16 protein-coding genes are annotated in these 23,618 nt (G+C 57.5%); all 16 read left to right on the top strand.

Going from position 1 to position 23,618, the window contains the following annotated elements:
- The first annotated feature begins 119 nt into the window (after positions 1-119).
- The 16 genes from rfbF (at position 120) to AS93_RS0104090 (ending at position 23,594) form a co-directional block, all read left to right on the top strand.
- Positions 120-890, top strand: a complete 771-nt coding sequence (gene rfbF / locus AS93_RS0104165; protein WP_027589431.1) for a glucose-1-phosphate cytidylyltransferase — start codon at positions 120-122, stop codon at positions 888-890.
- A complete protein-coding gene (rfbG, locus tag AS93_RS0104160; protein WP_027589430.1) occupies positions 881-1,948 on the top strand; it encodes a CDP-glucose 4,6-dehydratase in 1,068 nt (355 codons plus the stop codon). The genes rfbF and rfbG overlap by 10 nt, the downstream gene beginning before the upstream one ends.
- Complete coding sequence (gene rfbH, locus AS93_RS0104155) at positions 1,941-3,260, top strand: lipopolysaccharide biosynthesis protein RfbH (RefSeq protein WP_027589429.1); 1,320 nt, start codon at positions 1,941-1,943, stop codon at positions 3,258-3,260. The genes rfbG and rfbH overlap by 8 nt, the downstream gene beginning before the upstream one ends.
- Positions 3,260-3,949 carry a sugar phosphate nucleotidyltransferase gene (locus AS93_RS0104150; RefSeq protein ID WP_027589428.1) on the top strand — a complete coding sequence of 230 codons (690 nt, stop codon included), beginning with the start codon at positions 3,260-3,262 and terminating at the stop codon, positions 3,947-3,949. Before rfbH ends, AS93_RS0104150 begins: the two co-directional genes overlap by 1 nt.
- 2 nt (positions 3,950-3,951) lie before the next feature.
- Entirely contained in the window at positions 3,952-5,319 is a 1,368-nt protein-coding gene (locus tag AS93_RS0104145) for a CBS domain-containing protein (RefSeq protein ID WP_027589427.1), read from the top strand.
- Positions 5,316-7,220 (top strand): N-acetylneuraminate synthase family protein, encoded by a 1,905-nt coding sequence (locus AS93_RS0104140; protein WP_027589426.1) that lies wholly within the window; start codon positions 5,316-5,318, stop codon positions 7,218-7,220. The genes AS93_RS0104145 and AS93_RS0104140 overlap by 4 nt, the downstream gene beginning before the upstream one ends.
- A gap of 25 nt (positions 7,221-7,245) precedes the next feature.
- Entirely contained in the window at positions 7,246-9,051 is a 1,806-nt protein-coding gene (locus AS93_RS0104135; protein WP_256214686.1) for a thiamine pyrophosphate-binding protein, read from the top strand.
- A gap of 110 nt (positions 9,052-9,161) precedes the next feature.
- Positions 9,162-9,806, top strand: coding sequence for a TylF/MycF/NovP-related O-methyltransferase (locus AS93_RS0104130; RefSeq protein WP_177324720.1), 645 nt, complete (start codon positions 9,162-9,164; stop codon positions 9,804-9,806).
- Positions 9,796-10,845: an FkbM family methyltransferase gene (locus tag AS93_RS0104125; protein WP_027589423.1), complete on the top strand. Its 1,050-nt coding sequence runs from the start codon at positions 9,796-9,798 to the stop codon at positions 10,843-10,845. The genes AS93_RS0104130 and AS93_RS0104125 overlap by 11 nt, the downstream gene beginning before the upstream one ends.
- Positions 10,846-10,928: 83 nt before the next feature.
- Positions 10,929-11,918 carry a hypothetical protein gene (locus AS93_RS0104120; protein ID WP_177324719.1) on the top strand — a complete coding sequence of 330 codons (990 nt, stop codon included), beginning with the start codon at positions 10,929-10,931 and terminating at the stop codon, positions 11,916-11,918.
- The gene (locus AS93_RS0104115) at positions 11,915-13,195 is read left to right on the top strand and encodes a hypothetical protein (RefSeq protein ID WP_027589421.1); all 1,281 of its coding nucleotides are present in this window, start codon (positions 11,915-11,917) and stop codon (positions 13,193-13,195) included. Before AS93_RS0104120 ends, AS93_RS0104115 begins: the two co-directional genes overlap by 4 nt.
- Positions 13,192-14,106 (top strand): nucleotidyltransferase domain-containing protein, encoded by a 915-nt coding sequence (locus AS93_RS0104110; protein WP_256214685.1) that lies wholly within the window; start codon positions 13,192-13,194, stop codon positions 14,104-14,106. Before AS93_RS0104115 ends, AS93_RS0104110 begins: the two co-directional genes overlap by 4 nt.
- A 72-nt stretch (positions 14,107-14,178) precedes the next feature.
- Positions 14,179-15,501: an FkbM family methyltransferase gene (locus AS93_RS0104105; protein ID WP_027589419.1), complete on the top strand. Its 1,323-nt coding sequence runs from the start codon at positions 14,179-14,181 to the stop codon at positions 15,499-15,501.
- Between the two features lie 47 nt (positions 15,502-15,548).
- Positions 15,549-16,610, top strand: a complete 1,062-nt coding sequence (locus AS93_RS20105) for an NAD(P)-dependent oxidoreductase (RefSeq protein WP_081798202.1) — start codon at positions 15,549-15,551, stop codon at positions 16,608-16,610.
- A 172-nt stretch (positions 16,611-16,782) separates the two neighbouring features.
- A complete protein-coding gene (locus AS93_RS0104095; protein WP_081798201.1) occupies positions 16,783-21,798 on the top strand; it encodes a glycosyltransferase in 5,016 nt (1,671 codons plus the stop codon).
- A gap of 368 nt (positions 21,799-22,166) precedes the next feature.
- Positions 22,167-23,594 carry a flagellin gene (locus tag AS93_RS0104090; RefSeq protein WP_027589416.1) on the top strand — a complete coding sequence of 476 codons (1,428 nt, stop codon included), beginning with the start codon at positions 22,167-22,169 and terminating at the stop codon, positions 23,592-23,594.
- Positions 23,595-23,618: the final 24 nt, after the last annotated feature.

Genomic DNA, 23,618 nt, shown 5'->3' with positions numbered 1-23,618 from the left:
TGGTGTACAGGGCGCGCTGTTTTTTTGTGCGTCCGTTGGCAAGGCTCTTGCTATATGCCTCACGTACAAGCCGGTGTCAGTCCTCTGGCGGATCAATCTAGAGCTGAGCATTTAGCACGATGAAAGCAGTAATTCTGGCGGGTGGTCTGGGAACACGTATCAGCGAGGAATCCCACCTCAAGCCCAAGCCGATGATAGAGATTGGTGGCAAGCCAATAATCTGGCACATCATGAAGATCTATGCCCATCACGGCATCAATGACTTTGTAATTTGCCTTGGCTACAAGGGCTACATCATCAAGGAATACTTCGCCAACTATTTCCTGCACATGTCGGACGTCACCTTCGACATGGTCGAAAACCAGATGCACATTCATCAGCGCCACGCCGAGCCCTGGCGGGTGACGCTGGTGGACACCGGCGAGCACACCGCGACTGGTGGACGGCTGCGCAGGGTTCGTGAATACCTGGGCGACGAGACGTTCTGCTTCACCTACGGTGACGGTGTATCCGATCTTAATATCCGTGAACTGCTCGCCTTCCATCGCCAGCATGGGCGGCTTGCCACCGTGACGGCGGTACAGCCGCCCGGACGCTTCGGCGCCATGGAGCTGGACGGCACTTGCGTGCGGGGCTTCCAGGAAAAACCGCTGGGTGATGGCGGCTGGATCAATGGCGGCTTCTTCGTGCTCGAGCCACGGGTCATCGACTTCATCGAAAGTGACGACACCACGTGGGAGCAATATCCGATGCGCACCCTGGCACAGGAAGGTCAGTTGATGAGCTTTCAGCACCATGGTTTCTGGCAGCCGATGGATACTCTGCGGGAGCGGGTCTTTCTGGAAGAACGCTGGAAGAGCGGTCGGGCTGAATGGCAAGTATGGCGCTGAACGCCGAGTTCTGGAGCAGCCGCAAGGTATTGCTCACCGGGCACACGGGCTTCAAGGGTGGCTGGCTGGCGTTGTGGCTGCAGACCCTGGGCGCGACGGTGCGCGGGTTTGCACTGCCGGCCGCAACGCAACCTTCGCTATGGAACGAGACCGGGCTGGTCGAGCGTCTGTCCGGCGATCTGGCCGACATTCGCGATGCCCAGGCCATTGCTCTCGCTGTGCGGGACTTTCAGCCCGAGCTGGTGCTGCACCTGGCAGCCCAGCCGTTGGTGCGCGAGTCCTACCGCACTCCGGTCGATACCTACGCGACTAATGTCATGGGCACGGTCAACCTACTGGAGGCTGTGCGGCATTGCCCCAGTGTACGGGCCGTTCTGGTGATTACTACCGACAAGTGCTACGAGAACCGTGAATGGCTATGGCCCTACCGCGAGCAGGATGCACTGGGCGGATTCGACCCTTATAGCAACAGTAAGGCGTGCGCCGAGCTGGTGTGTGCTGCCTACCGTGACTCCTTCCTGCGCGATGCCGGTGTCGCACTAGCGACCGCACGTGCCGGCAATGTGATCGGGGGCGGGGACTGGTCTGCGGATCGCTTGCTTCCGGATATTTTCCGTGCCTGGCAACGAGGCGAAGAGCTCGTACTCCGCTATCCCCAGGCCACGCGTCCCTGGCAGCACGTTCTGGAACCGCTGGCGGGGTACCTGCGTCTGGCTCAGGGACTTGTGCTGGATGGCGAACGCCATGTGGGGGCCTGGAACTTTGGCCCCGATTCCAGTGGAGTGGCCACGGTGGAGAGCGTGGTGCGCCAGTTGGCCGAATGCTGGCCTTCTCCTGTGAAATGGCGTGTCGATGCCGTCGACCAGCCTCATGAAGCCTCCCTGCTAGCCCTTGATTCCAGCAAGGCGAGGCAGGTGCTTGGCTGGAGCCCGCGCTGGACATTGCGCGAGGCACTTGAGTGGACACTGGACTGGCATCTGGCTTGGCAAAGCGGGCAAGACATGTACCGCTTCACTCGCGAGCAGATTGCGATTTATCAAGGCGAACGGAATGACTGACAGGAAGGCGCAGCTGCGCCAGAAAATTATTGAACTGGTTGGGCAGTACGCCGAGCTGAACATGCAGCCGGCGCCTTTTGTGGCTGGTCAGAGCGTGGTGCCCCCGTCGGGAAAGGTCATCGGCGCCAACGAGCTGCAAACAATGACTGACGCTGTGCTGGACGGCTGGCTGACCACGGGCCGTTTCAACGAAGCCTTTGAAAAACGCCTAGCCAAGTATCTGGGCCGGCGCTGCGTACTGACAACCAACTCCGGCTCGTCCGCCAACCTGCTAGCCTTCTCGGCCCTGACCTCGCCGCGGCTAGGCGAGCGCGCGATCAAGCCGGGCGATGAGGTGATCGGCGTCGCCGCCGGTTTCCCGACCACGGTCAACCCGATCCTGCAGTTCGGTGCCGTTCCGGTATTCGTGGATATCGAACTGCCCACCTACAACATCAATCCCGCCCTGATCGAAGCGGCGATAACGCCGAAAACCAAGGCGATCATGTTGGCCCATACCTTGGGCAACCCCTTCGATCTGAGTGTCGTGCGATCGCTGTGCGACAAGTACGGACTGTGGCTGATCGAAGATTGCTGCGACGCCCTGGGGACTACCTATAACGGTCAGATGGTCGGCACCTTTGGGGATATCGGCACGCTGAGCTTCTATCCGGCCCACCACATCACCATGGGCGAGGGTGGGGCGGTGTTCACCAATAGCCCCCTGCTCAAGCGCATCGTGGAATCCTTCCGCGACTGGGGGCGTGATTGCTATTGCGCGCCCGGCGAAGACAACACCTGCAAGCAGCGTTTCTGTCAGTGCTTGGGCGAGTTGCCCGAGGGTTACGACCACAAGTACACCTACTCGCACCTGGGGTACAACCTCAAGATCACCGATATGCAGGCCGCCTGCGCGCTGGCGCAGATGGATCGGCTCGACGACTTCATTGAAGCGCGCAAGCGTAATTTCCGTTGGCTGAGCGAGCGGCTGGCGGGCTGCCAGGACTTCTTGATCCTGCCGGAAGCTACCGAGGGTAGTGATCCGTCCTGGTTTGGCTACCCGATCACGTTGAAGGACGGTTGCGGCATCACGCGTGTCGATCTGCTTCGCCATCTGGATGCCAACAAGGTTGGCACCCGCCTCCTGTTTGCCGGCAACCTGACCCGTCAGCCGTACATGCGTGACCAGATCTACCGCGTGTCAGGCGACCTGACTGTGACCGACAAGATCATGCATGACACGTTCTGGATTGGTCTGTGGCCGGGGTTGAGTGAGGCTCATATGGAGCATGCAGTGCGCTGCCTGGAAGATTTCCTCAGGATTCGCGACTGATGCAGGCCTACATCCTTTGTGGAGGGTTCGGCACCCGACTGCAAAGCGTACTTCAGGGCGGACAGAAGGCAGCGGCGGATATCGACGGGCGGCCGTTCCTGTCCTTGCTGCTTCACCAGTTACAGGCCGCGGGTGTGACCCAGGCGGTGCTGTGTGCCCACTACCGGGCCGACCAACTGGCACAACTGCTACCGACGCTGGCGGGGGATTCCGGCCTCGCGCTGGATCTGGTCGTCGAAGAACAGCCGATGGGCACGGGAGGCGCGGTGCTCAATGCCCTGCGGGAGGTGCCGCCCATTGGGCGCTTTCTCGTCCTCAATGCCGACACCTATCTGGATCAGCGCGCCTATCGCCTGGCGCTGGCCGTGGGCCCGGCTGCGCTGGTGGCGGTGCAGGTGGCGGATCGTACGCGCTATGGCAGCGTGCGTTACGACGCTGAGTTTCTGCTGCAGGCCCTCGACGAAAAGAACCAGAGCGGTCCTGGCTACGTGAATGCGGGTGTCTACGCGTTCCCCGAGCAAGCACTCGCGCGCTTCCCGGTAAAGCCCTGCTCCATGGAAAAAGAACTTTTGCCTGCCCTCATCCAAGGTGGGCAATTAATTGCTTGCGAATATTCGGGCCCCTTTGTCGATATAGGTACACCCGAGTCGTTGAATGCCTTCAGGGCGCAGTTTCAGGGATTCGACTAAGAATGAATCTGCTTGCAGAGAAACAGAGTATCCGTGACACCCAGACCGTTCTGGATGCAGTCAACTGCATCGAGTCGGGCGTGCTGCAGATTGTTTTTGTGATTGACGATCAGCAGCGTCTGGTGGGCGTGGTGACCAACGGCGATTTGCGCCGTTACCTTCTACAGGGAGGGGCCACCCATGTGGCGGTGACTGCCTGCATGAACACCCAGTTCCACTCGGTTCGAGTCGGGGCGAGCCGAGAAGAGCTGCTGAAAATCTTCGATCTTCACTACAACGCCATTCCCGTCTTGGATAGTGAGGGGCGCCTGCTTGAGGTCGTCACCGTCCATTCTCTGGCCGCTAGTGAAGAGGCGCCGGTTCTGGCGCGTGCGCGCGCTCCGGTGCGCATGAGCTTTGGTGGTGGTGGTTCCGATCTTACCTATTACTTCGTGGACAACCCCGCAGCAGTGCTGAGTTGTACGGTGGGCCTGTATGCCCATGCCACGCTGATTCCGCGCGCCGACGCCCAGATCCGTATCTTTTCTGAGGACCTAGGCACGGAAGAGCACTACGAAAGCCTGGATGAATTGCTGGCCGGCGAGCACAAGGGGCTGTTGGCGACCATCGTTTCGGTGATCAAGCCCGGATTCGGCGTAGACCTCTACATGCGTTCGGATTTCCCGGTGGGTTCCGGTTTGGGCGGATCTTCGGCGGTGACCACGGCGGTGATTGCCGCCTTCAACGAGCTGCGGCAGGATCGCTGGAACACTTATGAAGTGGCCGAACTGGCCTTCCAGGCCGAGCGCCTGTGCTTTGGTATCGCCGGTGGCTGGCAGGACCAGTACGCCTCGGCATTCGGCGGCTTCAACCTCATCGAGTTCGAGCAGGGTCGGAACCTGGTACACCCGATTCGCCTGGAAGACGCCATTCGCAGCGAACTCGAAGAATGCCTGGTGCTGTGCAACACCGGTATTTCCCATGACTCTGGCAAGCTGCATGTCCAGCAGCGCGAGGAAATGACGTCGGAGCAAAGCAAAGCCGACTTGCTCACCGATGGCGTGGCGCTGTGCCGACAGATGCACCACCACCTTACTCGCGGGGAGCTTTCCGAATTCGGCCGAAGACTCCACGACGTGTGGATGCTAAAGAAGCGCTTCTCCCGTGGCGTGAGCGACAGCACGCTGGACCGCATCTACGAAGCCGCCATTGAGGCGGGGGCCCTGGGCGGAAAGTTACTGGGAGCCGGCGGCGGCGGGTTTTTCCTGTTCTTTGTGCAGCCCCAATACCGTCAGGCACTGACCCGCAGTGTCCAGGCCCTGGGTTGCACCACTCGAAACTTCCGATTCGAATCCAACGGCGTCACCTCCTGGCGGACCAAGATCCAATGAGCAGCTATCAACTCAGCATCGAGGGTTTCACCCTCGGTGCGGAACGCACTTTCATCATTGCCGAAGTGGGCAACAATCATAATGGCTCGCTCGAACTCGCGAAGAAGCTGGTCGATGCAGCCATCGAGTCGGGTGCCGACTGCGTCAAGTTCCAGATTCGCAACCGCGAGGCGCTGTACCGGCGCAAGGCCGATGGCTCCCGCGCCGAAGACCTGGGTGTGGAATACATCCAGGATCTGCTGGATAAGGTGGAGCTGACCCTCGACGAGCATCGGCAGGTTCGCGCGTACTGCGCGCAGAAAGGAATTACCTACCTGTGCACGCCCTGGGATGAGCCCAGCGTCGATGTGCTGGCGGAGTTTGATGTGGCGGCGCTGAAAATCGCCTCGGCCGACCTGAGCAATCCCTACCTGATCGCCAAGGCGGCCTCGTTGGGCAAGCCACTGATCCTCTCCACGGGCATGTCGTTCGAGCACGAAATCATCCGGGCGATCGAGCACCTCAAGGGCCTTGGCGTTCCCTTCGCGCTGCTGCATTGCAACAGCGCCTATCCGGCGCCGGAGTCCGACATTCAGCTCGGCTATCTGCGTCGCCTGCAGGAATTGCACGGTCTGATCGGTTATTCCGGGCATGAGCGCGGTATTGCCGTCACGCTTGGGGCTGTGGCCCTGGGCGCCAAGCTGGTTGAGCGACACATCACTCTGGATCGGAACATGGAAGGTCCGGACCACCTCGCCAGCCTGGAACCGCTGGAGTTCCGCCAACTGGTCGACGGCATCCGCCAACTGGAGTTGGCGCTGCCTTGGCAAGGCCCCGGCCGCCATGCCAGCCAGGGCGAGCTGCTCAACCGCGAGAACCTCGGCAAAAGTGTGATTGCCGTTTGCGATATTCCTCGGGGGGCCGTCTTGCAGCAGGACATGCTGCGCATCGCCAGCCCGGGGCAGGGTCTGCCGCCCTACCGTCTGCCTGAGTTGCTGGGCAAGTCGGCCCAGCGCGACATCAGCCAGGGTGACTTCCTCTTCGAGAGCGATTTGACCCAACAGCAGGCAGAAGAGCGGCTGGCATTCCAGATGCCGATTCGCTGGGGCGTGCCGGTGCGCTACCACGACTTCCTGAACTACCGCCGCCGCATTGCCCCGGACCTGTTCGAGTTCCACCTGTCCTACCGCGACCTGAGCCTCGCGCCGCAGCCGTTCCTCGCGCCGGTGGAATGCTCGCGTCTGGTGGTGCACGCCCCCGAACTGTTCGAGAACAGCGAGCTGCTCGATCTGGTGTCCGATGATCCGGCCTATCGCCAGCGCTCAATCGACAACCTGCAGCGGGTCGTGGACGCGACCCTGCAGATCGGCGAGTTCTTCCCCAACGCGGATGACCGACTCATCGTGGCTAACATCGGCGGCTTCTCGGCCGACGAGCCTTTCCCGCTGGCCCTGCGCCCGAAGCTCTATGAGCGTTTCTACGAAGCCTGTGAACGTGTCAACTTCACCGGTACCGAGCTGACTCCGCAGAACATGGCGCCGTTCCCTTGGCACTTTGGCGGACAGCGCCATCAGAACATCTTCATGATGCCCGACGAGCTGGAGGCCCAGGCGCGCGAGCACAATCTGCGCCTGTGCCTGGATCTTTCGCACCTGCAGATGACCTGCTTCCATTTCGGTCTGGACTTCCACGCCGCCCTCGAACAGTTGCTGCCGTACTCGGCTCACCTGCACGTGGCGGATGCCAAAGGCACCAATGGTGAAGGAGTGTTGATGGGGAGCGGTGATATCGACTGGCCGCAGACCTGGGCGCGCATCAAAAATCACCCGCACGTCAGTTTCATCCCGGAAATCTGGCAGGGCCATAAAGATCATGGCGCGGGCTTTTGGTCGGCGCTGCAATTTCTTACTCGGCTCGCTTAAGCGCCGGTTTCGAGGGGTATTCAACGTGACACAGACTATCCGTGTAGCGGATTACATTATGGAGCGCCTTGCGTGCTTGCAGGTGGGGCAGGTCTATTTCCTGCCGGGCGGCGGTGCCATGCACCTCAACGACGCGTTGGGGCGCCATCCCGAGCTTGAGCCTATCCTGTGCCTGCATGAGCAGGCGGCGGCCATTGCCGCCGAGGCCGCGGGCAAGCTCACCGGTGGGCCAGCTGCCTGCATGACCACATGCGGCCCGGGGGCGACCAACACCGTAACTGCGGTGCTCGGTGCATGGCTGGACTCCACACCAGTGTTCTTCATCTCCGGTCAGGTCAAGAGCGCGGATCTCAAAAACGGCACAGGACTGCGCATGCTAGGTGTGCAGGAGGCCGATATTGTCTCGATTGTTGAGCCGATCACCAAGGCAGCTGTCACGTTGACCGACCCCTCAGCGGTGGCTGAGGTGTTCGACAACCTCGAGTATGCTGCCCTCAGTGGACGTCGTGGCCCGGTTTGGCTGGACGTACCGCTGGACGTGCAGGCGGCCCAGGTCAATCCTGCCACCTTGCGCCGGGCAGAACCCCCTGTGGAGACAGTTCAGCCGGACATCAGCTTGGCTGTGGCTCAAACGGTGGCACTACTGCGTCAGGCCAAGCGTCCGGGCATCATCGCCGGTGCGGGTATTCGCATGGCGGGGGCGGTTGAGGCATTTACCCAACTGATCGAAACAGCAGGCGTGCCGATCATGCCGACCTGGCTGGCCATGGACCTCATCGAAGATGAACACCGTCTTTATGGTGGCCGCCCCGGCTCGATCGCGCCGCGTTGGGCCAATTTCGCATTGCAGAATTGCGATCTGCTAATCGTCCTCGGCTCGCGCCTGGACATGGCGCTGACCGCATACAACCACGCGCACTTCGCTCCGCACGCGAAGAAGGTGGTGGTGGACATTGACGCGGCGGAGATCGCGAAGCTGCAGATGCCGGTCGAAGTACCGGTGGTCTCCGATGTCAAACCCTTCATCGAAGCGCTGAAGGCGCAAATCTCTCGCGAGCCGCTGCCCTCTTACGTTGATTGGCTTGCGCGCATCGCCGAATGGCGCAAGCAATACCCGCTGCTGCAAGCTGAGCATGCCGACGACAGTCAGGGCGTAAGTATGTATTACTTCACCGAACAACTGTCCTCCTTGCTCAATGAGGGCGACGTGATCGCGCCGGGCAGCTCGGGCTTCGCCTCGGAGCTATTCCTGCTCAACCTGCGTCTGAAAAAGGGCCAGCGTTGCTTCCACAATCGTGGTACCGGTTCAATGGGCTTCGGGATCCCCTCGGCGATCGGTGCGTGTCTCGCTGCAGGGCGCAAGCAGACTATCTGCGTTGAGGGTGATGGCGGCGTGCAGTTGAATATCCAGGAGCTGGCGACCCTCGCCGCGCAGAAGCTGCCGGTCAAATGCTTCGTCATCAACAACCAGGGTTACGCGTCCATTCGGGCTTCGCAGAATACCCACTTCAAGCTGTTGGTCGGTGCCGATGCCTCGAGCGGCTTGCAACTACCGGACCTGGCCCTACTGGCTAATGCCTATGGCGTAGGTTATGCGCGCATCGAGTCGCATGCCAATCTGGAGGCCAACCTGCAGGCGGTGCTGGATCGCAACGGCCCGGTGATCTGCGAGGTGCTGGTGCAGGTCGAGGAGCCGCGTGTGCCTCGCGTGATGACTCGCATTGATGAAAGCGGCAAGCCGATCACCGGCGCTCTGGAGGACTTGTATCCCTTCCTTAGTCGCGAAGAACTGGCGCAGCAGATGGCTGTATCGCAGGAGCTGCGGGCATGAGGGCGTGGTTCAAGCGTCGCGTGACCGGGCTTTGTTATAGCTACCTTCGTGGCCAGGCTGATTGGGCTCACGAGAGATCGCCAGAAGTGCGCCACGCTCGTGTGCTACCCATGGCCAGCCATGCACCCTGGGTCAATGACTCGGCGTTTCGTCATGTTTACGAGGCTGTGCGTAATCACACCTTGGTCGACATGATGCGGCTGTACGAATTGTGGACTTTGGTACGCCAGCTAGGCGATGTGGAGGGCGATTTCCTTGAGGTAGGTGTGTGGCGCGGCGGCTCAGGATGCCTCATGGCGATGGCTGACCAGCGCAAAGGGCGTAGCGTGTTCCTAGCTGACACCTTCAGCGGCGTGGTTAAGGCCGGCACGCATGACACCAGCTACAGCGGAGGGGAGCACGCAGACACCGGCGTCGATCTGGTTGTCGGGTTGGCTGAGCGTTGCCAGGTGGCGGACAAGGTTCGTGTGCTGGCCGGCATGTTTCCGGAAAGCAACGCTGACCGGGTCAGCGACAAGCTGGCCTTGGTGCATATCGACGTGGATGTCTTCAAATCCGCCCTTGATGTACTGCTCTGGGCTACCCCTCGACTAGTGAGAGGAGGTGTGGTCGTTTTTGACGATTACGGTTTTTATGGCTGTGAAGGCGTAACGCGCATGGTCAATGAGTTCGTCACGCAGAACCAGGGATATCGCTTCGTGCACAACCTAAATGGGCACGCCATAATGATCAAGGTGGCTGATGATGGCGAGTGAGTTCGGCTTGGATCATTTATTGATCTACGGGGCAGGGCTCGCAGGACGGCGAGTGTATGATTATCTGAGCACTCGCGGTGAGCGTGTGGATGCATTCCTGGATCGGGATGAAAGTCTGGGCGAAGTCGACGGCCTGCCTGTCTACAGTGCACAGCGCTGGGCTGCCAATCACGATCCGAGCAAAACCTGCGTATTGGTAGGGGTGTTCAACGCCCATGTGGACACCCAAGTCATTTTTGACGACCTAGAGGCCTGTGGATACGCTCGTATCGTGAGCATGGTGGAGTTCGTTCGTCGCTACCCCCAAGATCAGCCTTTTCGTTATTGGCTGGTCGATCCTAGGTTCTACGAGCAACATGCCTCCCGCATCACCTCTCTGCGTGAGATTCTGGTCGATGAAGCCAGTAAGGTTCTGCTGGACTCTATAGTCAGGTACCGCACCTTGGGCGACCCTCGCTGTTTACCTCCGGTTGCCGACAACCAGTACTTTCCCACCGATCTGCCATGCCTACCTGAGCCGCTGCGTTTCATCGATTGCGGTGCCTATATTGGAGATACGGTCCAAGAGCTTCTCGATGCAGGGATTCGTTTCGCCAGCCTAGCGACATTTGAGCCGGACCTGGATAACTATCGCCACCTTACGACACAACTGCACGCGGTTCCGGGAGCTATTCATTTTCCTTGCGGCGTATCTGACCGAAATCGATTGGGTTGGTATGACCCTACGCTAGGGGCGGGGGGACACCTCGTCGAGTCCGGTGGAAATCCTGTGTGTTGTGTTCGCCTTGATGATGCTTTGCCCGGTTTCGCGCCCAACTTCATCAAGATGGACATTGAGGGTGAAGAACCTGCCGCTCTGCGTGGCGCGGAGAATCTGTTGCGCGTACATCGCCCCCGTCTGGCCATCAGCATCTATCACCGCGCCGAGCATCTTTGGGAGATAGCCGAGCAGTTGCAGGGGTACGACCTAAATTACCGCTTCTATCTGCGCTGTCATTCTCCCAGCACCTTTGATGTAGTGCTTTACGCTGTCCCTTGAAATTGTTGATCGGCAAGGTTTTAAGGAGCTTATAAGGCTCCGGCAGTTGACACGCACTACGGTCGCTTACAAGGAGATTGCACGTGCAATCAATTAATGAACGTTCATCGATAGACGAGCCCGTCGTTGTTTACGGTGGCGGCCAGATAGGCATCGGGCTTTGTCGGCGCTTGCTGCATCACGGCGTGGATGTGCGGGCCATTATCGACCGGGAGCCTGAAGGCGTGACAAATTCGCCCGTACCGGTAATGAGTGTCGAGGCATGTCTGCAACGACACGGAAATGTCCAGGTCTTCGTGGCGATAGGGAATGGCCTTGCTCACCCCGAGATCGCGCGCGTATTACACACTATTGGCTATACGAACATTCTGCACCTACCAGTTTTTCTTCGTGGAAAGAAGGCAGCTGCCATGACACGCGCATGGAACGCTTTCTATTCCGGAGATTACACTGTGCCATGCGCGAGTTTTGAAGAGCTGCATGCCGTGCAAGCCGGAGATTACATTCTAAGTACTTTGTCAAATTATGTGACCTCAATCGTGCATAAGGACTACGTTTATACCGTTCGGCGCTCCTATGATGGAATTGATCATGATTACGCCGACTACTTTCAGTGGAAAGGCCAGTCACAGGAAGTGATTGAAAGGGCTACGAACGTTCGTCTGGATGACCCGGTTGTAAAGGCACTTCTTCCGGCAAGCGCGCTGTTTACCCAAGAACAGGCGGACTTCTACCGAACCAAGACGTTCTTCGATCTGGGCGAATATTACCGCGAGGCCGCCTCTGTAGCCGTTTTCGACGAGGTGTTGCACCGTTTCAATATTCTCGATGGTTCCCATCGTGCCTTCTATCTGGAACGCCAGGGCTTCGATGGCATTCCACTTAAAATGAAGAAGTGCGAGTGGGAAGCGTACTTTCGTGAAAGGCAGGCGCAGGCGCTGATGGATTATTGTCGGAGCCTTGAAGCACTACCTTTCGCCGTAAAACATCCTGCATTCGTATCGTTTCCAGTGCGTGAACATGAGCCGGATGCCGAGTTTGTGCGTCTGGTCAGGGAAGTGTGTCCGTTATGATGTGGACCGCGACCGCTCCAGTCATTCTCTACGGTGCAGCTCATCGTGGCACAATGGTTTCGCGTTATTTGCGCACTAAGTGCAACCTCATCGGATTTATTGATAAACGCGCTGCAGAGATAGGCACTCATGAGGGTATGCCCGTCATGAGCTTGGCAGTAGCGGACAAGCGTGCCATTGTGATCGTTTGCGTGAATAATATCTTTGAGCACGAGAGCATAGCATTGACCCTGGCTGCCGTGGGGTTCGGGCGGATTGTTTTCTGCCCCGTGGACGGCTCCAATATGTCATGGCGATCTGCTGAGGATCGGGCAACCATGACAAGGGTTTATAACGATATCATCGGCGAGCGGCTGAATCTGCCTGTTGAGGTTCCTGCATTCGACGGCCTGTTTCGTCCTGCATATAAGGACGATGCGCTTATTGAGGTTGCGGCAGAAGAGGTTCTGGCATGGATACCGGCACTACTCGCTTGTTCACGCCGCAACGGCAACGGTGTGTTCCAAGACAGCCCGATGCTGACTTTTTTCCCTTACCTAGAACTTTTTAAGTGGTTTGACGGTGAGGTCGATGCGACATCGGATCACTATATGAATCTTTATTGTCGTAACGCTGCGGAACAATTCGGGATTGCACAGACAGCCGCATGGGTTGATAACGTCCTGAAAAGCCGCAGGCAGGTGTACGAGCGCATGCGGCAAACGGAATCCATCGATCCTTTGTTTTTTGTGAGCCATGCGGTTAGGGCTGACTGGAATGAGGATGAATCTCACTTTAATATGGATAGTGGTAAGCACCGCGCGGCCTTCTTAATCCATCGCAAACGCTCTTTAGTCCCGCTGCGGTTGTCCGTCGCTGATTATGAGGCATACCTGAATCGGCCTGTTCTGCAATCGCTGATCGAGCACATGACGCAGGAAAATGTAATCGAGCTGCCCTATCCGGTGATGCACTCTTACTTTCTGAAAGTCTCTTACCGGGCAGAAAGTTCTTACTATGAAACATTGCTGAAGTTGTGCCGTGCGTTCGTGCTGGCAAACTTCAGAAATACCGGGAGGGTTACCCTCAAGGGCGTCATTCTTGGGGTTAAGTGCGCTGAGCTCGAGCCGCTGGCACAGGCGTTCGCCATCCTGGGTTGTGCGGTTCACTATGAATATAAAGAAAGCGAATTCGATCGTAACGTGAGAAACCTTTATCGAATATCCGATCGTTTTACCCGAAAGGACCATGTGCTGGACAAGTGTGATTTCGCTCTGGATGAGTGGGTGAGCCAATGATGCTTGTTCAATTGATCGATAAGTGTGCAAATCCTGATCTGCAGGAGCAGATCGACTCCATCATCGAGCAGATGGAAAAAAGATGTTCGGTACGCATTTTGGGATACTCGCTCATGGGCTCCATTCCGCTCGGCATGGGAAATGCTTCGTCCGATCATGACTTGCTGGCTCTGTATGAGCCGCAGGGGGAACTCTCTAGCGGGCAGTACGATATCCTCAACAACAAAGCGCCATTGGGAGCCCTGCACATTGCTGGAGAGGTAAACCTGCTGCTCGCCGATTTTGAACTATGCTCGCCGAGATTCGCAGACATGCCTGAGGCCGAGTTTCTCCGCTCCTGCCCCCAGCACCTTAATAGCCTGACCGTACATGACTGCTTATTTGATATCGGTGTAATACCTGGTGATAACTCACCCAAGGTGGCCTCGCTTTTATCTGATATGTTTTATTATGGTGAAGGGGTGGTTACTGATCGCTTTGGAACTCTCCGCGCTCGTTTTTCAGAGATGCAGGGGTTGCTCCGCATTTATGATTTCTGTAAGCGACGGTTTGTGACCAATCATGGCCGACTTCAGCATTACTTGATTGAAAAGGGTAACGTCCGGCTGCGTACATATCTGCAAAGCATTAATGATATTTTGGCTATCGAATATGCGTTGGCTCATCGTGAGATTCCGCCGGCCAATGTGTCAGTTATGCTAAGCCACCTTGATGAAATAGAGGTTTTAGAAATCGCGCGGCACTATGTCGAGATTAACCGTAGCACTACGCATGAGAAGGAAAAACTGCTAATCGATCCGAATAGGGCCTTGAACCACTGGATATCGACCCGACTGGAGAATATCAAGGGGCGCCTGCAAGGTCTGTATACAAAAGAAAGGGGTTTATTATTCGATGTGGTTTTGAACTGATTTCAAGTTCGACGAATATTTTACTGCCGGGCGCTGCATTTTAGTGGGGCCCCTCTTGGTTAGGCGCTTTACATGACAACTATCGGTTTGCCCTCGCTTGATTTTGATGCTGCAGAGATGCAGTCGGGCCGCATCTATTCGTTTGCCCTTGCAGATGGCAAGGACGTGCCAGTTTGCAGATCCGCTTCACTGTTGCGTGACGTCCGGGATCACATCCAGGTGACGGATCCATCCAAGCTAGCGGTTCTGTTTCGCCTAGGGGATTACCCTAACGTGAGAGCTCTGCTGAACGCCGGTGCCGGCCTGACGGAGCTATCTAATCGCAGACGGAAAACCTCCGAGTGGCTTGGCGAAGGATTCTATATTTTTGGCGCCTTCAAGGTCGGTTTGCGTTTGGCTCGCCAGGCGCAGGTGCTGGGGCTGGAGGTCAAAGGCTTTCTGGATAACGATCCTGCCAAGCAGAGCCAATCCTTGGAGGGACTTACGATCCATCATCCTTCCCGTGCAACTCTGGAGAACTCGGTCGTTGTCATCGCCAGCGGAAGACATGGCAATGCGATCTCCAGGCAGTTGAAGCAGATAGCAGGCATTCGCCTGGTCAACATGCACGAGTTTTTGTACGCGCTAGATGGCCCGGGACCGGGATTGGGGAATGAGAGGTTTTCAGCTTTCGTGCAGGCTCCGCTACTTGAACCCTGCCGTTTTATCTCAGCGTTTCTGCGCCTGGACGACGAGCCATCGCGCAAGATTTACGATGCGCTGATCGGTATGAGAACGCGCCTGTCCATCGACTTTGCGGAGCAGGCTAAGTCGCCTTGGGGCGAAGAGTATTTCGACAAGACCTTCGTGCAGCCGGAGAAGGCCGCACGTTTTGTTGATGCTGGTGCGGCATCTGGCGATACCCTGCATCGTCTCGAGGCGAATTTTGGCCCGGTCGAGCAAGCGTGGCTGTTTGAACCTGAACTACCGGCATATTACGAGGCCCTCAAGAGTGTCTCCGATCGGTCTAACGTCTGGGTGTTCAATATGGGGCTGGACGAAGCGCCCAGTCGGGCCATTTATCAGCCCGAACTGTCCTATGACATCGCTGGCGAGTTGAGTAGCTCTGTCCCCGCAGGAATCACCTCTTATATTCAAGGGGTGCCCTTGGACGCGATGGTGCAGGGCGAGGTCGGTCTGTTCAAGCTGGACATCGAGGGCATGGAGGCCGCTGCCTTGCGCGGAGCGCGCGCTGTAATCAATCGAGACAAGCCTACCTTGGCTATTTCTGCTTATCATCGCTCGGACGATTTCTGGCGTTTGATGGACGAAGTATGGACTGTCCGCTCCGACTATCGGGTCGGTGTGCGTTTATATGCTGATATTCTGGAAGACATTACTTTATATTTTTATTGATTATTAGATATGTCTCTTCACTGATGCGTTGAGAGTGTATAAAAGTAATGCCTGATTTCTCTCCATATTCGTCAACTATCCAGAGAGCGCTGCAAAAAATCCCCGCTACGTTGGGCCTTCATGAAAAACTGGCCGGGCAACACCTGTTGCTAACTGGCGGTACGGGTTTTTTTGGACGTTGGCTCCTAGCGCTGCTGTATCAGCTGAACATGCAAGGGGTAGGGGTGAATGTCACCGTGCTGTCACGCAACCCAGCCCGCTTTCTCGAAGCCCAGCCTCGATATCATGATTGCTCTTGGTTGCAATGGTTGAGTGGCGACGTTCGTGACGCTCTGGTAATACGGGAGCGCCCGGTGAATCTAATCGTTCATGCTGCTGCTGATACTTCCGCCGCCGCTCATGGCAGACCGCTTGATCTCTTCGACACCATTGTCGTAGGGGCTCGTCGAGTGCTTGACTTGGCTGCGCAGCATGATGCGCGAGTGCTGTTGACCGGCTCTGGGGCGCAGTATGGTATCTTTCCAGGCGATTCTGATCAGGATAAGGGCATCGTCGAAACCTTCGCGGGCGCGTGTGTTAGCGACAACGCAAACAGCGCCTATGGAGAAGCAAAGCGAGCACAGGAAACACTGGCAGCCATCTATGCGCAACATTACGGTCTGCCTATCGTTATGACGCGCTGTTTCGCTTTTGCAGGACCCGGATTGCCACTCGATGGGCATTTTGCTATCGGCAATTTCGTGCGTGATGCCTTGTGGGCCGATGAGATAGTTCTCCATTCAAGCGGGCAAGCCGTGCGCAGCTACCTACATGGTGCCGATCTCGCGGGATGGCTGCTGACTTTGCTCGTCAAGGGGCAGCCCGGTTTGACCTACAACGTTGGCTCTGATGATGCAATCAGTGTAGCCGCGCTGGCGCAACGAGTGATGGAGCGTATTGCTCCTGATAAGCCCTTACGAATACTGGGGCGGCCTGACGATTCCAGTCGATCCTTCTATGTGCCTGACATATCGAGGGCGCGCAGATTGGGACTGGATGTATGGACAGGATTGGATCAATCGATCGATAGCATGGCTACCTGGGCCAGACTCCAGGGTTACGGTGATTAAAAATTTAACGAGGCAGCGTGCAAGCGAGGCCGTGACAGGGGGTAAAGTGATGGATTGGGCCTTGATTGCAGGTGGTCGCTGTCAGGGGGAGCCTTGGCGAGTTGGAATCGCCGGAGCTCTCCAACGCTCGGCAAGTGAGGCTTTCCTTTTAAGTGACAAGCAGTGGGCAAGAATGCAGGCCTTGCTTCCGCTGGGGCCTCTACAGATCTATGGTAACGCCAATGGTCTTCGTTTCGAGCGATTGATCGCACCGGAAAAGCAAGCCGAGTATGACGCTGTTCTTTTGATCGAGCAGGATCTTCCGGGGCAGGATGTATTTAGTATCTCAGCCTACACGCGCCGCTACCTGATGTTATTAGAGCATTCGGTCAAGGCAGAGAGCGATTACAGTGATTTCGATCGGGTATTCCTGCCTGTCCCCGAGGCTTTCCGGGGGCAGCGCCTCATTCGGCTCAATCAACCACTCGAGCTACCGCTCACCGATCTGCAGCCGCGCCCGTTTTTCCGCGACAGGGCCCTTCTGTTTGGGCGTGATTGCATCGAATTAGAGCAAGCTCATTTTGCCTTATGCGATGCAGATGCCGAATTGACTGGTTGGTTGTCGACCCAATGGCAGAAGTGTCTGCTTAGTGGAGTGGTACCGGTGAGCACCGCAATTGCTCCAATACCCGACTGGTTCCCGGTTGATTGCTATGTGGATGGTACCAGATTCGCCAGCGAGGCCGAACTGCGTGCCTTTCTTGATGGTATGACTTGGACCGATTACCAAGCTGTGGCGGCCCGCCTGCGGTCGTTTCTCATGCAAGGCAGCGCGCGGCCGGACGAACGTATCTACCCCTACACTGTTGATTACTGGATCAACGCGCTGACATCCGCTATTGCGCTCGATGCATCGCAAATCCGTGGTGGCGTGCCGTCTCTCAGTGTAGTGATCCCTGCTTTCAACTATGGACGCTATCTGAAGCAGGCGGTTCACTCCTTGCTGAATCAGGAAGTGGATTCTATCGAGGTTCTCGTTCTGGATAATGCCTCGACAGATGATACGCAATCTGTAATGGCGACTTTTGCCGGAGATCCCCGGGTGCGCTATATGCGCAATCGGCGGAATTTCGGTGCCGGCAACAACAGCCACAACGGTTTTTGGGTTGCCAAAGGTAGGTACCTGATTTTGTTCATGGCCGACGATTTCATGAATCCTGGGCATGTGTCCCGAATTCTCCCGGCAATGGAGAAAGATTCTAGAATTGCTGTGGGCTACAGTCCGATCAATTGGGTCAATGAGCAGGGCAATCCTATCGTCGGGCCAAACCATCCCGGTCACCGTAAGGTGGGCTATATCGGTGGACGCAACGAGGTTGCGGATCTGCTGGTGTACGATAGTTACATTACTCCTTCCGCGGCGATCATACGTCGGGAAGCATTTTTTGAAGCATGGCAGCGCGATACTAGAATTCGAGGTTCTGGGGATTGGATGCTCATGGTTCAGCTTGCCGAGCGCTTCCCAGACTTTGTTTTTACAGCCACACCTGGGGTCAGTTATCGAGCGCATGCTGCTCAACACTCCAATGAGTTCTACGCGTCAAGTGCCCCGCTCGAAGGACACATTTGCATTTTGGAGGGTGTCTTTGAACGCCGCAGTGAGGGCTGGCTCAAAGGTCGCGAACGCGAGGTGGCAGCGCATCTTGAACGGCGCCTGAGGCGGTATCCGCAGGAGAGGAGCACGGAGTTGGGTATGCGGGCGCAGCGACTTTGCGAACGCTTGGAAGAATTGGCACGCCAAGGAGAGGAGTTCCTTTTTTCAGTTATTCTCACCACCTACAACCGCCCAGCCATGCTCAAGGATGCGTTGGCCAGCTTGAAGCGGCAGTGTTTTCGCGATTTTGAGGTAATTGTTACCAACGACAACGGTGAGCCTGTCGAGGCGCTACTTGAAGATCTCGGTTTCCCGGTTACTTATCTGCGATTAGGTAAGAACGGCGGGCCTGCCGCAGCGCGAAATGCTGCTCTTAGGTTGGCACGTGGACGTTACGTTACATATTTAGATGATGATGATGTTTATCTTCCGGATCATTTGAGGGTCTTGGGGAAAGCGGTCGATATTCATCCGGATAAAGTGGTCTATTCGGATGCGGTTTTCATTGTTGAGAAAATTGACGGTGAAGAAAGATTGGAGCTGACTCGGGGGTATCGATATAGGCACGATGAGTATTCAAGGGAGCGATTGTTCGTTGATAACTACATTCCGGTAAATACCTTCGCATGCCCGCGTTCGCTTGCGCTTGGTGTGGGGGGCTTTGATGAAAAACTAAGTGGCCTGGAGGATTGGGATTTCCTCTTGCGCTTGGCGGCTAGGGTGCCCTTCCACCATGTACAGCAAGAAACGGTGGAGGTCCGTATGCGGCAGCCTGATGCTGGAGCCGCACGACGTTCCGAGCAGGCGCTTAAAGATTATCCGAGCCTGTACCAAGAGCTTTACTCACGCCATGCGGATTTTGGTAGTGAGATTGTGCGTTCCGGCCGGCGCGAAATGCTCAAGCGTTTCGGGATTCAAGTGGAGGCCGAGAAGGCCAGTATGGAGAACTGGCTTCAAGCTCGCTCTCTCACATTGACTCAGAAAGAGCACCTTATGGAGGCGCTGAGCCAGCACGGAGGAGGGCCGCTCTTCGGCGTTGTGCTGTTGGATCTCAAGGGTGAGCCGGATAAGCTCAAAGTCAGTCTTGATTCGCTGAGTCAACCATATCAGGCCTATAGCCGAGTGCAGCACTTTGTACTGACGACTAATGAAACGGCTGCTGAGGATGGTGCACAGATCGTCCGGGTAACAGCGGATAACTGGCTTTCACACCTAAACGGATTGCTAAGCCAGGCCGCGCCTGACTGGTTCGTGGTGGTTAGCGCCGGCGAGGAGTTCACCGCCAATGGATTGCTGGTTTCTGCCCTTGATCTTGTCAGTGCGCCGAACTGTCGTGCCGTTTATGCCGATGAGATGATGCGTCAGGACAGTGGGGAGCCTGGGGCGCTCCTGCGCCCTGACTTGAACTTGGATCTTCTACTGAGCTTGCCGGCTAGCATGGCTCGGCATTGGCTTTTCTGTCGGGACATCTGGATGGAGATGGGTGGGTTCTCCGAGGAGTTCAGCACGGCCTTTGAGCTGGAGTACATCCTTCGCCTGATCGAGACTGGCGGCTTCGATGGATTGGGTCATATCAGCGAGCCGCTGTTGACCGCCGATGCTCCAGCCCTTCAGGACAATCCGCAAGAGCGCGAGGTCATAACTCGGCATCTGGTTGCGCGCGGCTATCCCCAGCCTGCGGTGACGTCTCGCCTGCCGGGACGCTATGAGATCGATTACGGCCATCCAGTGCAGCCGAAGGTCAGTATTCTGATCGTGGTGAAGGATCGTTTTGCCTGGGTTCAACGCTGCATGGACTCGTTGCTCGCAAAAACGGCGTATAAGAACTTTGAAGTCCTGCTGCTCGACCATGGCAATACCCAGCCCGAAATTCAGCACTGGTTATCCGGTGTTGAACAAATGGGTGTGAGTGGTTTGCGTGTCCTGCGTTTCGATGCGGAGTCTAGCCGCGAGCAGATCCAGAATCAGGCGGCGCTGCGTGCCTCCGGTGAATACCTGCTGTGGCTTGGCGATGGTGCCGGAATTTTGTCGTCTGATTGGCTGAAACAGTTGCTTAACCACGCGCAGCGGCCTGAAGTCGGGGCTGTCGGGGGCAAGCTGATTTCCGGCGATGGTCTGATTCGTCATGCGGGCGGTATTCTCGGGTTGGGCGGGCCGGTGGGTCGGGCGTTCTTGGGGTACAAGGCTGATGCTGGGGGGTATTTGCAGCGTCTCCAGGTTGATCAGAATTCCTCAGCGCTCAGTGGCCTCTGCATGATGGTGCGCCGAGAGCTGTTCATTGAGCTGGGTGGGTTCGCCGAGGAGCCCAAGCTTTGCCGTTGGGCGGATGCGGACCTCTGCCTTCGTCTGCAGCAAGCGGGTTACCTGAATGTCTGGACGCCGCGTGCGCAGGTGCTTATGGATGAACCGCCGCTCTCGAATGCCAGCGCTGAGGAAGAGGATGCAATGTATGAGCGTTGGCTGCCCGTACTGGCGCGAGATCCGGCCTATAACCCTAACTTTGCCCTGAATGATCAGCAGGGCTTCAAACTCGCGCCAGCACGATTCACCTGGAAGCCGATGCAGGCGCTGGGGACTCCCGTTGTGCTTGCCCACAACGCAGACGCTACGGGTTGCGGGCAGTATCGGGTGATACAGCCGCACAATGCCCTGAAGGAGGCGGGGCTGATCGACGGGCAATTGGCGAGCAGCTATCTCACCGTCACGGAGCTGGAGCGCTACAACCCGGATTCGATCATCCTTCAGCGCCAGATTGGCGAGACGCACTACGAGTTGATGCGGCGGATGAAGAGGTTCTCGCGTGCACTCAAGGTGTTCGAACTCGACGACTACATCCCCAATCTGCCGGTCAAGAGCGTGCATCGTGCGGCTATGCCCAAGGACATCGTGAAATCCCTGCGTCGAGCGCTGACTTGCGTGGATCGCTTCGTGGTTTCCACCGAGCCGCTGGCTGAAGCATTCGCCAAAATGCATGGGGAAATTCAGGTGGTGAAGAACAGCCTGGATCCGCGCTGGTGGAAAGGCTTGAGCAGCGAGCGGCGAGTGTCGAGCAGGCCGCGTGTGGGTTGGGCAGGCGGTTCCAGCCACACAGGCGATTTGGAAATGATTGCAGACGTGGTCAAGGAGTTGGCCAGTGAGGTTGAGTGGGTGTTCTTCGGCATGTGCCCGGACAAGTTGCGTCCCTACGTGCATGAATTTCATCCGGGGATTGCCATCGAGCAGTATCCGGCGGCCCTGGCGCGGATGAATCTGGATCTCGCCTTGGCCCCCGTGGAGCAGAACCTGTTCAACGAGTGCAAGAGCAATCTGCGCTTGCTGGAGTACGGTGCCTGCGGCTTCCCGGTGGTGTGTTCCGATCTGATCTGCTACCAGGGCGATCTACCGGTCACCCGCGTGCGCAACCGCTTCAAGGATTGGGTGGATGCCATCCGCATGCATCTGGCCGACCTGGATGCCACAGCGAAGATGGGAGATGAACTTCGGGCTGCTGTCCACAGGGACTGGATGCTGGAAGGGAAAAACCTGGAGCAGTGGCGCAACGCCTGGTTGCCCTGAGTCCTGCCAGGCGTTTAAAAGCTCGCGGCTGAAGTCGCTCCTACCGGTTCAGCGCGGGCGCTGGCTTTGTGGGAGGGGCTTTTGGCCGCGAGCGCTTGGCTTTCATGCAGATCACGCCCAGGCGCTCGTAGTGGACTCGTCCCAAGGGAAGTGTGCCGCGCCTGGAGCGATTCGGCTGATATCACCCGTTTGGCTGTCGAAAAATGTGCGCCAAAGCAAGTAATAGCTCCGTGATGGCTAAAAAAACACAGCCAGCCCTAAAGCATCCGAGAGAACCGACGATAACCCTTGTGACAGTTCTCCAGGCCACAACAGGCGCAAGCCCGGGGCGTGGGAACCTCTAAGCCCAACCCATGAGGACTCCATAAATGGCTCTCTCTGTTAATACCAACATCGCCTCTCTGAGCACTCAGAAGAACCTGAACCGTGCCTCGGACAACCTGTCCACTTCCATGCAGCGCCTGTCCAGCGGCCTGCGCATCAACAGCGCTAAGGACGATGCCGCTGGCCTGCAGATCGCCAACCGTCTGACCAGCCAGATCAACGGTCTGAACGTTGCCGTGAAGAACGCCAACGACGGTATCTCCATCGCGCAGACCGCTGAAGCGGCCATGGGCGAATCCACCAGCATCCTGCAGCGCATGCGCGAGCTGGCCCTGCAGTCGGCCAACGGTTCCTACGGCGACGAAGACCGTGCTTCGATGCAGTCCGAGTACAGCGCCCTGACCGCTGAACTGAACCGTATCGCCGAAACCACCACCTTCGGTAGCCGCAACCTGCTGGACGGCTCCTTCGGCACCACCGCCTTCCAGGTCGGCGCCAACGCTTACGAAACCATCAACATCAGCATGGACAGCGTTGCTGCCAACAAGATCGGTTCCAACCAGGTCGGTTCGGCCAGCGGCGGCGCCGTGGGCACCACTGCCCTGGCAGCTGGTACTGCCACCATCGTTGGCGGCGGCCAGGCTGTGACCGTGTCCTATGACGCCAGCGGCTCGGCCAAGAGCATCGCCCAGGCAATGGATGGCGCCATCGGCGGCCTGAGCGTCTCCGCCCGTACCGTCGTTACCCTGGACGGCGATGCCCTGAGCTCCGGCTCCGTGGGTAACTTCAAGCTGACCGTGGGCGAAGAGTCCATTGAAATCCTCGGCGCCACCAGCGAGCAGCAGCTGTTCGAACAACTGCGCGACAACGCCAGCAAGCTGAACGTGACCGTGGCCTACGACGGCAAGGAAATCACCGTCATCAACGAGGCCGGCGAGAACTTCGAAATCGGTGCGGCTTCGGGCGTTGCCTTCGGCGCAGGCGGTATCGAGGTTTCCGTACAGGCTGGCGACGGCACCAAGACCGCTGCTACTGCTCTGGTAACCAACCAGATCATCCGCGGCGAAGTCAACGTCGACTCCTCCAAGGCGTTCTCCATCAGCGGCACCGGCTCTGCCGCCACTCTGTTCGGAGCCACTCCGGTTTCGTCTACGCTGTCGACCGTGAAGGACTCCAGCATCCTGAGCTCCGACTCCGCGCAGAAAGCCCTGTTCGTCCTGGACAAGGCCATCGCCCGCATCGACTCCCAGCGCGCTGACCTGGGTGCCGTGCAGAACCGTCTGGACAGCACCATCAACAACCTGACTGCGATCGCCGAGAACTCCACTGCTTCTCGCGGCCGCATCCAGGACGTTGACTTCGCCAACGAAACTGCCGAGCTGACCAAGCAGCAGACCCTGCAACAGGCATCCACCGCGATCCTGGCTCAGGCTAACCAGCTGCCGTCCGCCGTGCTGAAGCTGCTGGGCTAATCCCCCTGCGCTAGGAGAGGGGGC

Origin of the sequence: Pseudomonas sp. RL, assembly GCF_000647775.1 — a bacterium.
In the GTDB taxonomy this organism is placed as follows: Bacteria; Pseudomonadota; Gammaproteobacteria; order Pseudomonadales; family Pseudomonadaceae; genus Serpens; species Serpens flexibilis.
Note: the sequence above shows the minus strand (reverse complement) of the source record. Positions and strands in the feature narration are given on the sequence as shown.

Bases quoted from the DNA above. Each gene is read 5' to 3' on its own strand.
- AS93_RS0104090 (WP_027589416.1), top strand. From the start codon at position 22,167: ATGGCTCTCTCTGTTAATACCAACATCGCCTCTCTGAGCACTCAGAAG.
- rfbH (WP_027589429.1), top strand. From the start codon at position 1,941: ATGACTGACAGGAAGGCGCAGCTGCGCCAGAAAATTATTGAACTGGTT.
- rfbG (WP_027589430.1), top strand. From the start codon at position 881: ATGGCGCTGAACGCCGAGTTCTGGAGCAGCCGCAAGGTATTGCTCACC.
- AS93_RS0104105 (WP_027589419.1), top strand. From the start codon at position 14,179: ATGACAACTATCGGTTTGCCCTCGCTTGATTTTGATGCTGCAGAGATG.
- AS93_RS0104095 (WP_081798201.1), top strand. From the start codon at position 16,783: ATGCAGGCCTTGCTTCCGCTGGGGCCTCTACAGATCTATGGTAACGCC.
- AS93_RS0104115 (WP_027589421.1), top strand. From the start codon at position 11,915: ATGATGTGGACCGCGACCGCTCCAGTCATTCTCTACGGTGCAGCTCAT.
- AS93_RS0104150 (WP_027589428.1), top strand. From the start codon at position 3,260: ATGCAGGCCTACATCCTTTGTGGAGGGTTCGGCACCCGACTGCAAAGC.
- AS93_RS20105 (WP_081798202.1), top strand. From the start codon at position 15,549: ATGCCTGATTTCTCTCCATATTCGTCAACTATCCAGAGAGCGCTGCAA.
- AS93_RS0104125 (WP_027589423.1), top strand. From the start codon at position 9,796: ATGGCGAGTGAGTTCGGCTTGGATCATTTATTGATCTACGGGGCAGGG.
- rfbF (WP_027589431.1), top strand. From the start codon at position 120: ATGAAAGCAGTAATTCTGGCGGGTGGTCTGGGAACACGTATCAGCGAG.
- AS93_RS0104130 (WP_177324720.1), top strand. From the start codon at position 9,162: ATGGCCAGCCATGCACCCTGGGTCAATGACTCGGCGTTTCGTCATGTT.
- AS93_RS0104110 (WP_256214685.1), top strand. From the start codon at position 13,192: ATGATGCTTGTTCAATTGATCGATAAGTGTGCAAATCCTGATCTGCAG.
- AS93_RS0104140 (WP_027589426.1), top strand. From the start codon at position 5,316: ATGAGCAGCTATCAACTCAGCATCGAGGGTTTCACCCTCGGTGCGGAA.
- AS93_RS0104145 (WP_027589427.1), top strand. From the start codon at position 3,952: ATGAATCTGCTTGCAGAGAAACAGAGTATCCGTGACACCCAGACCGTT.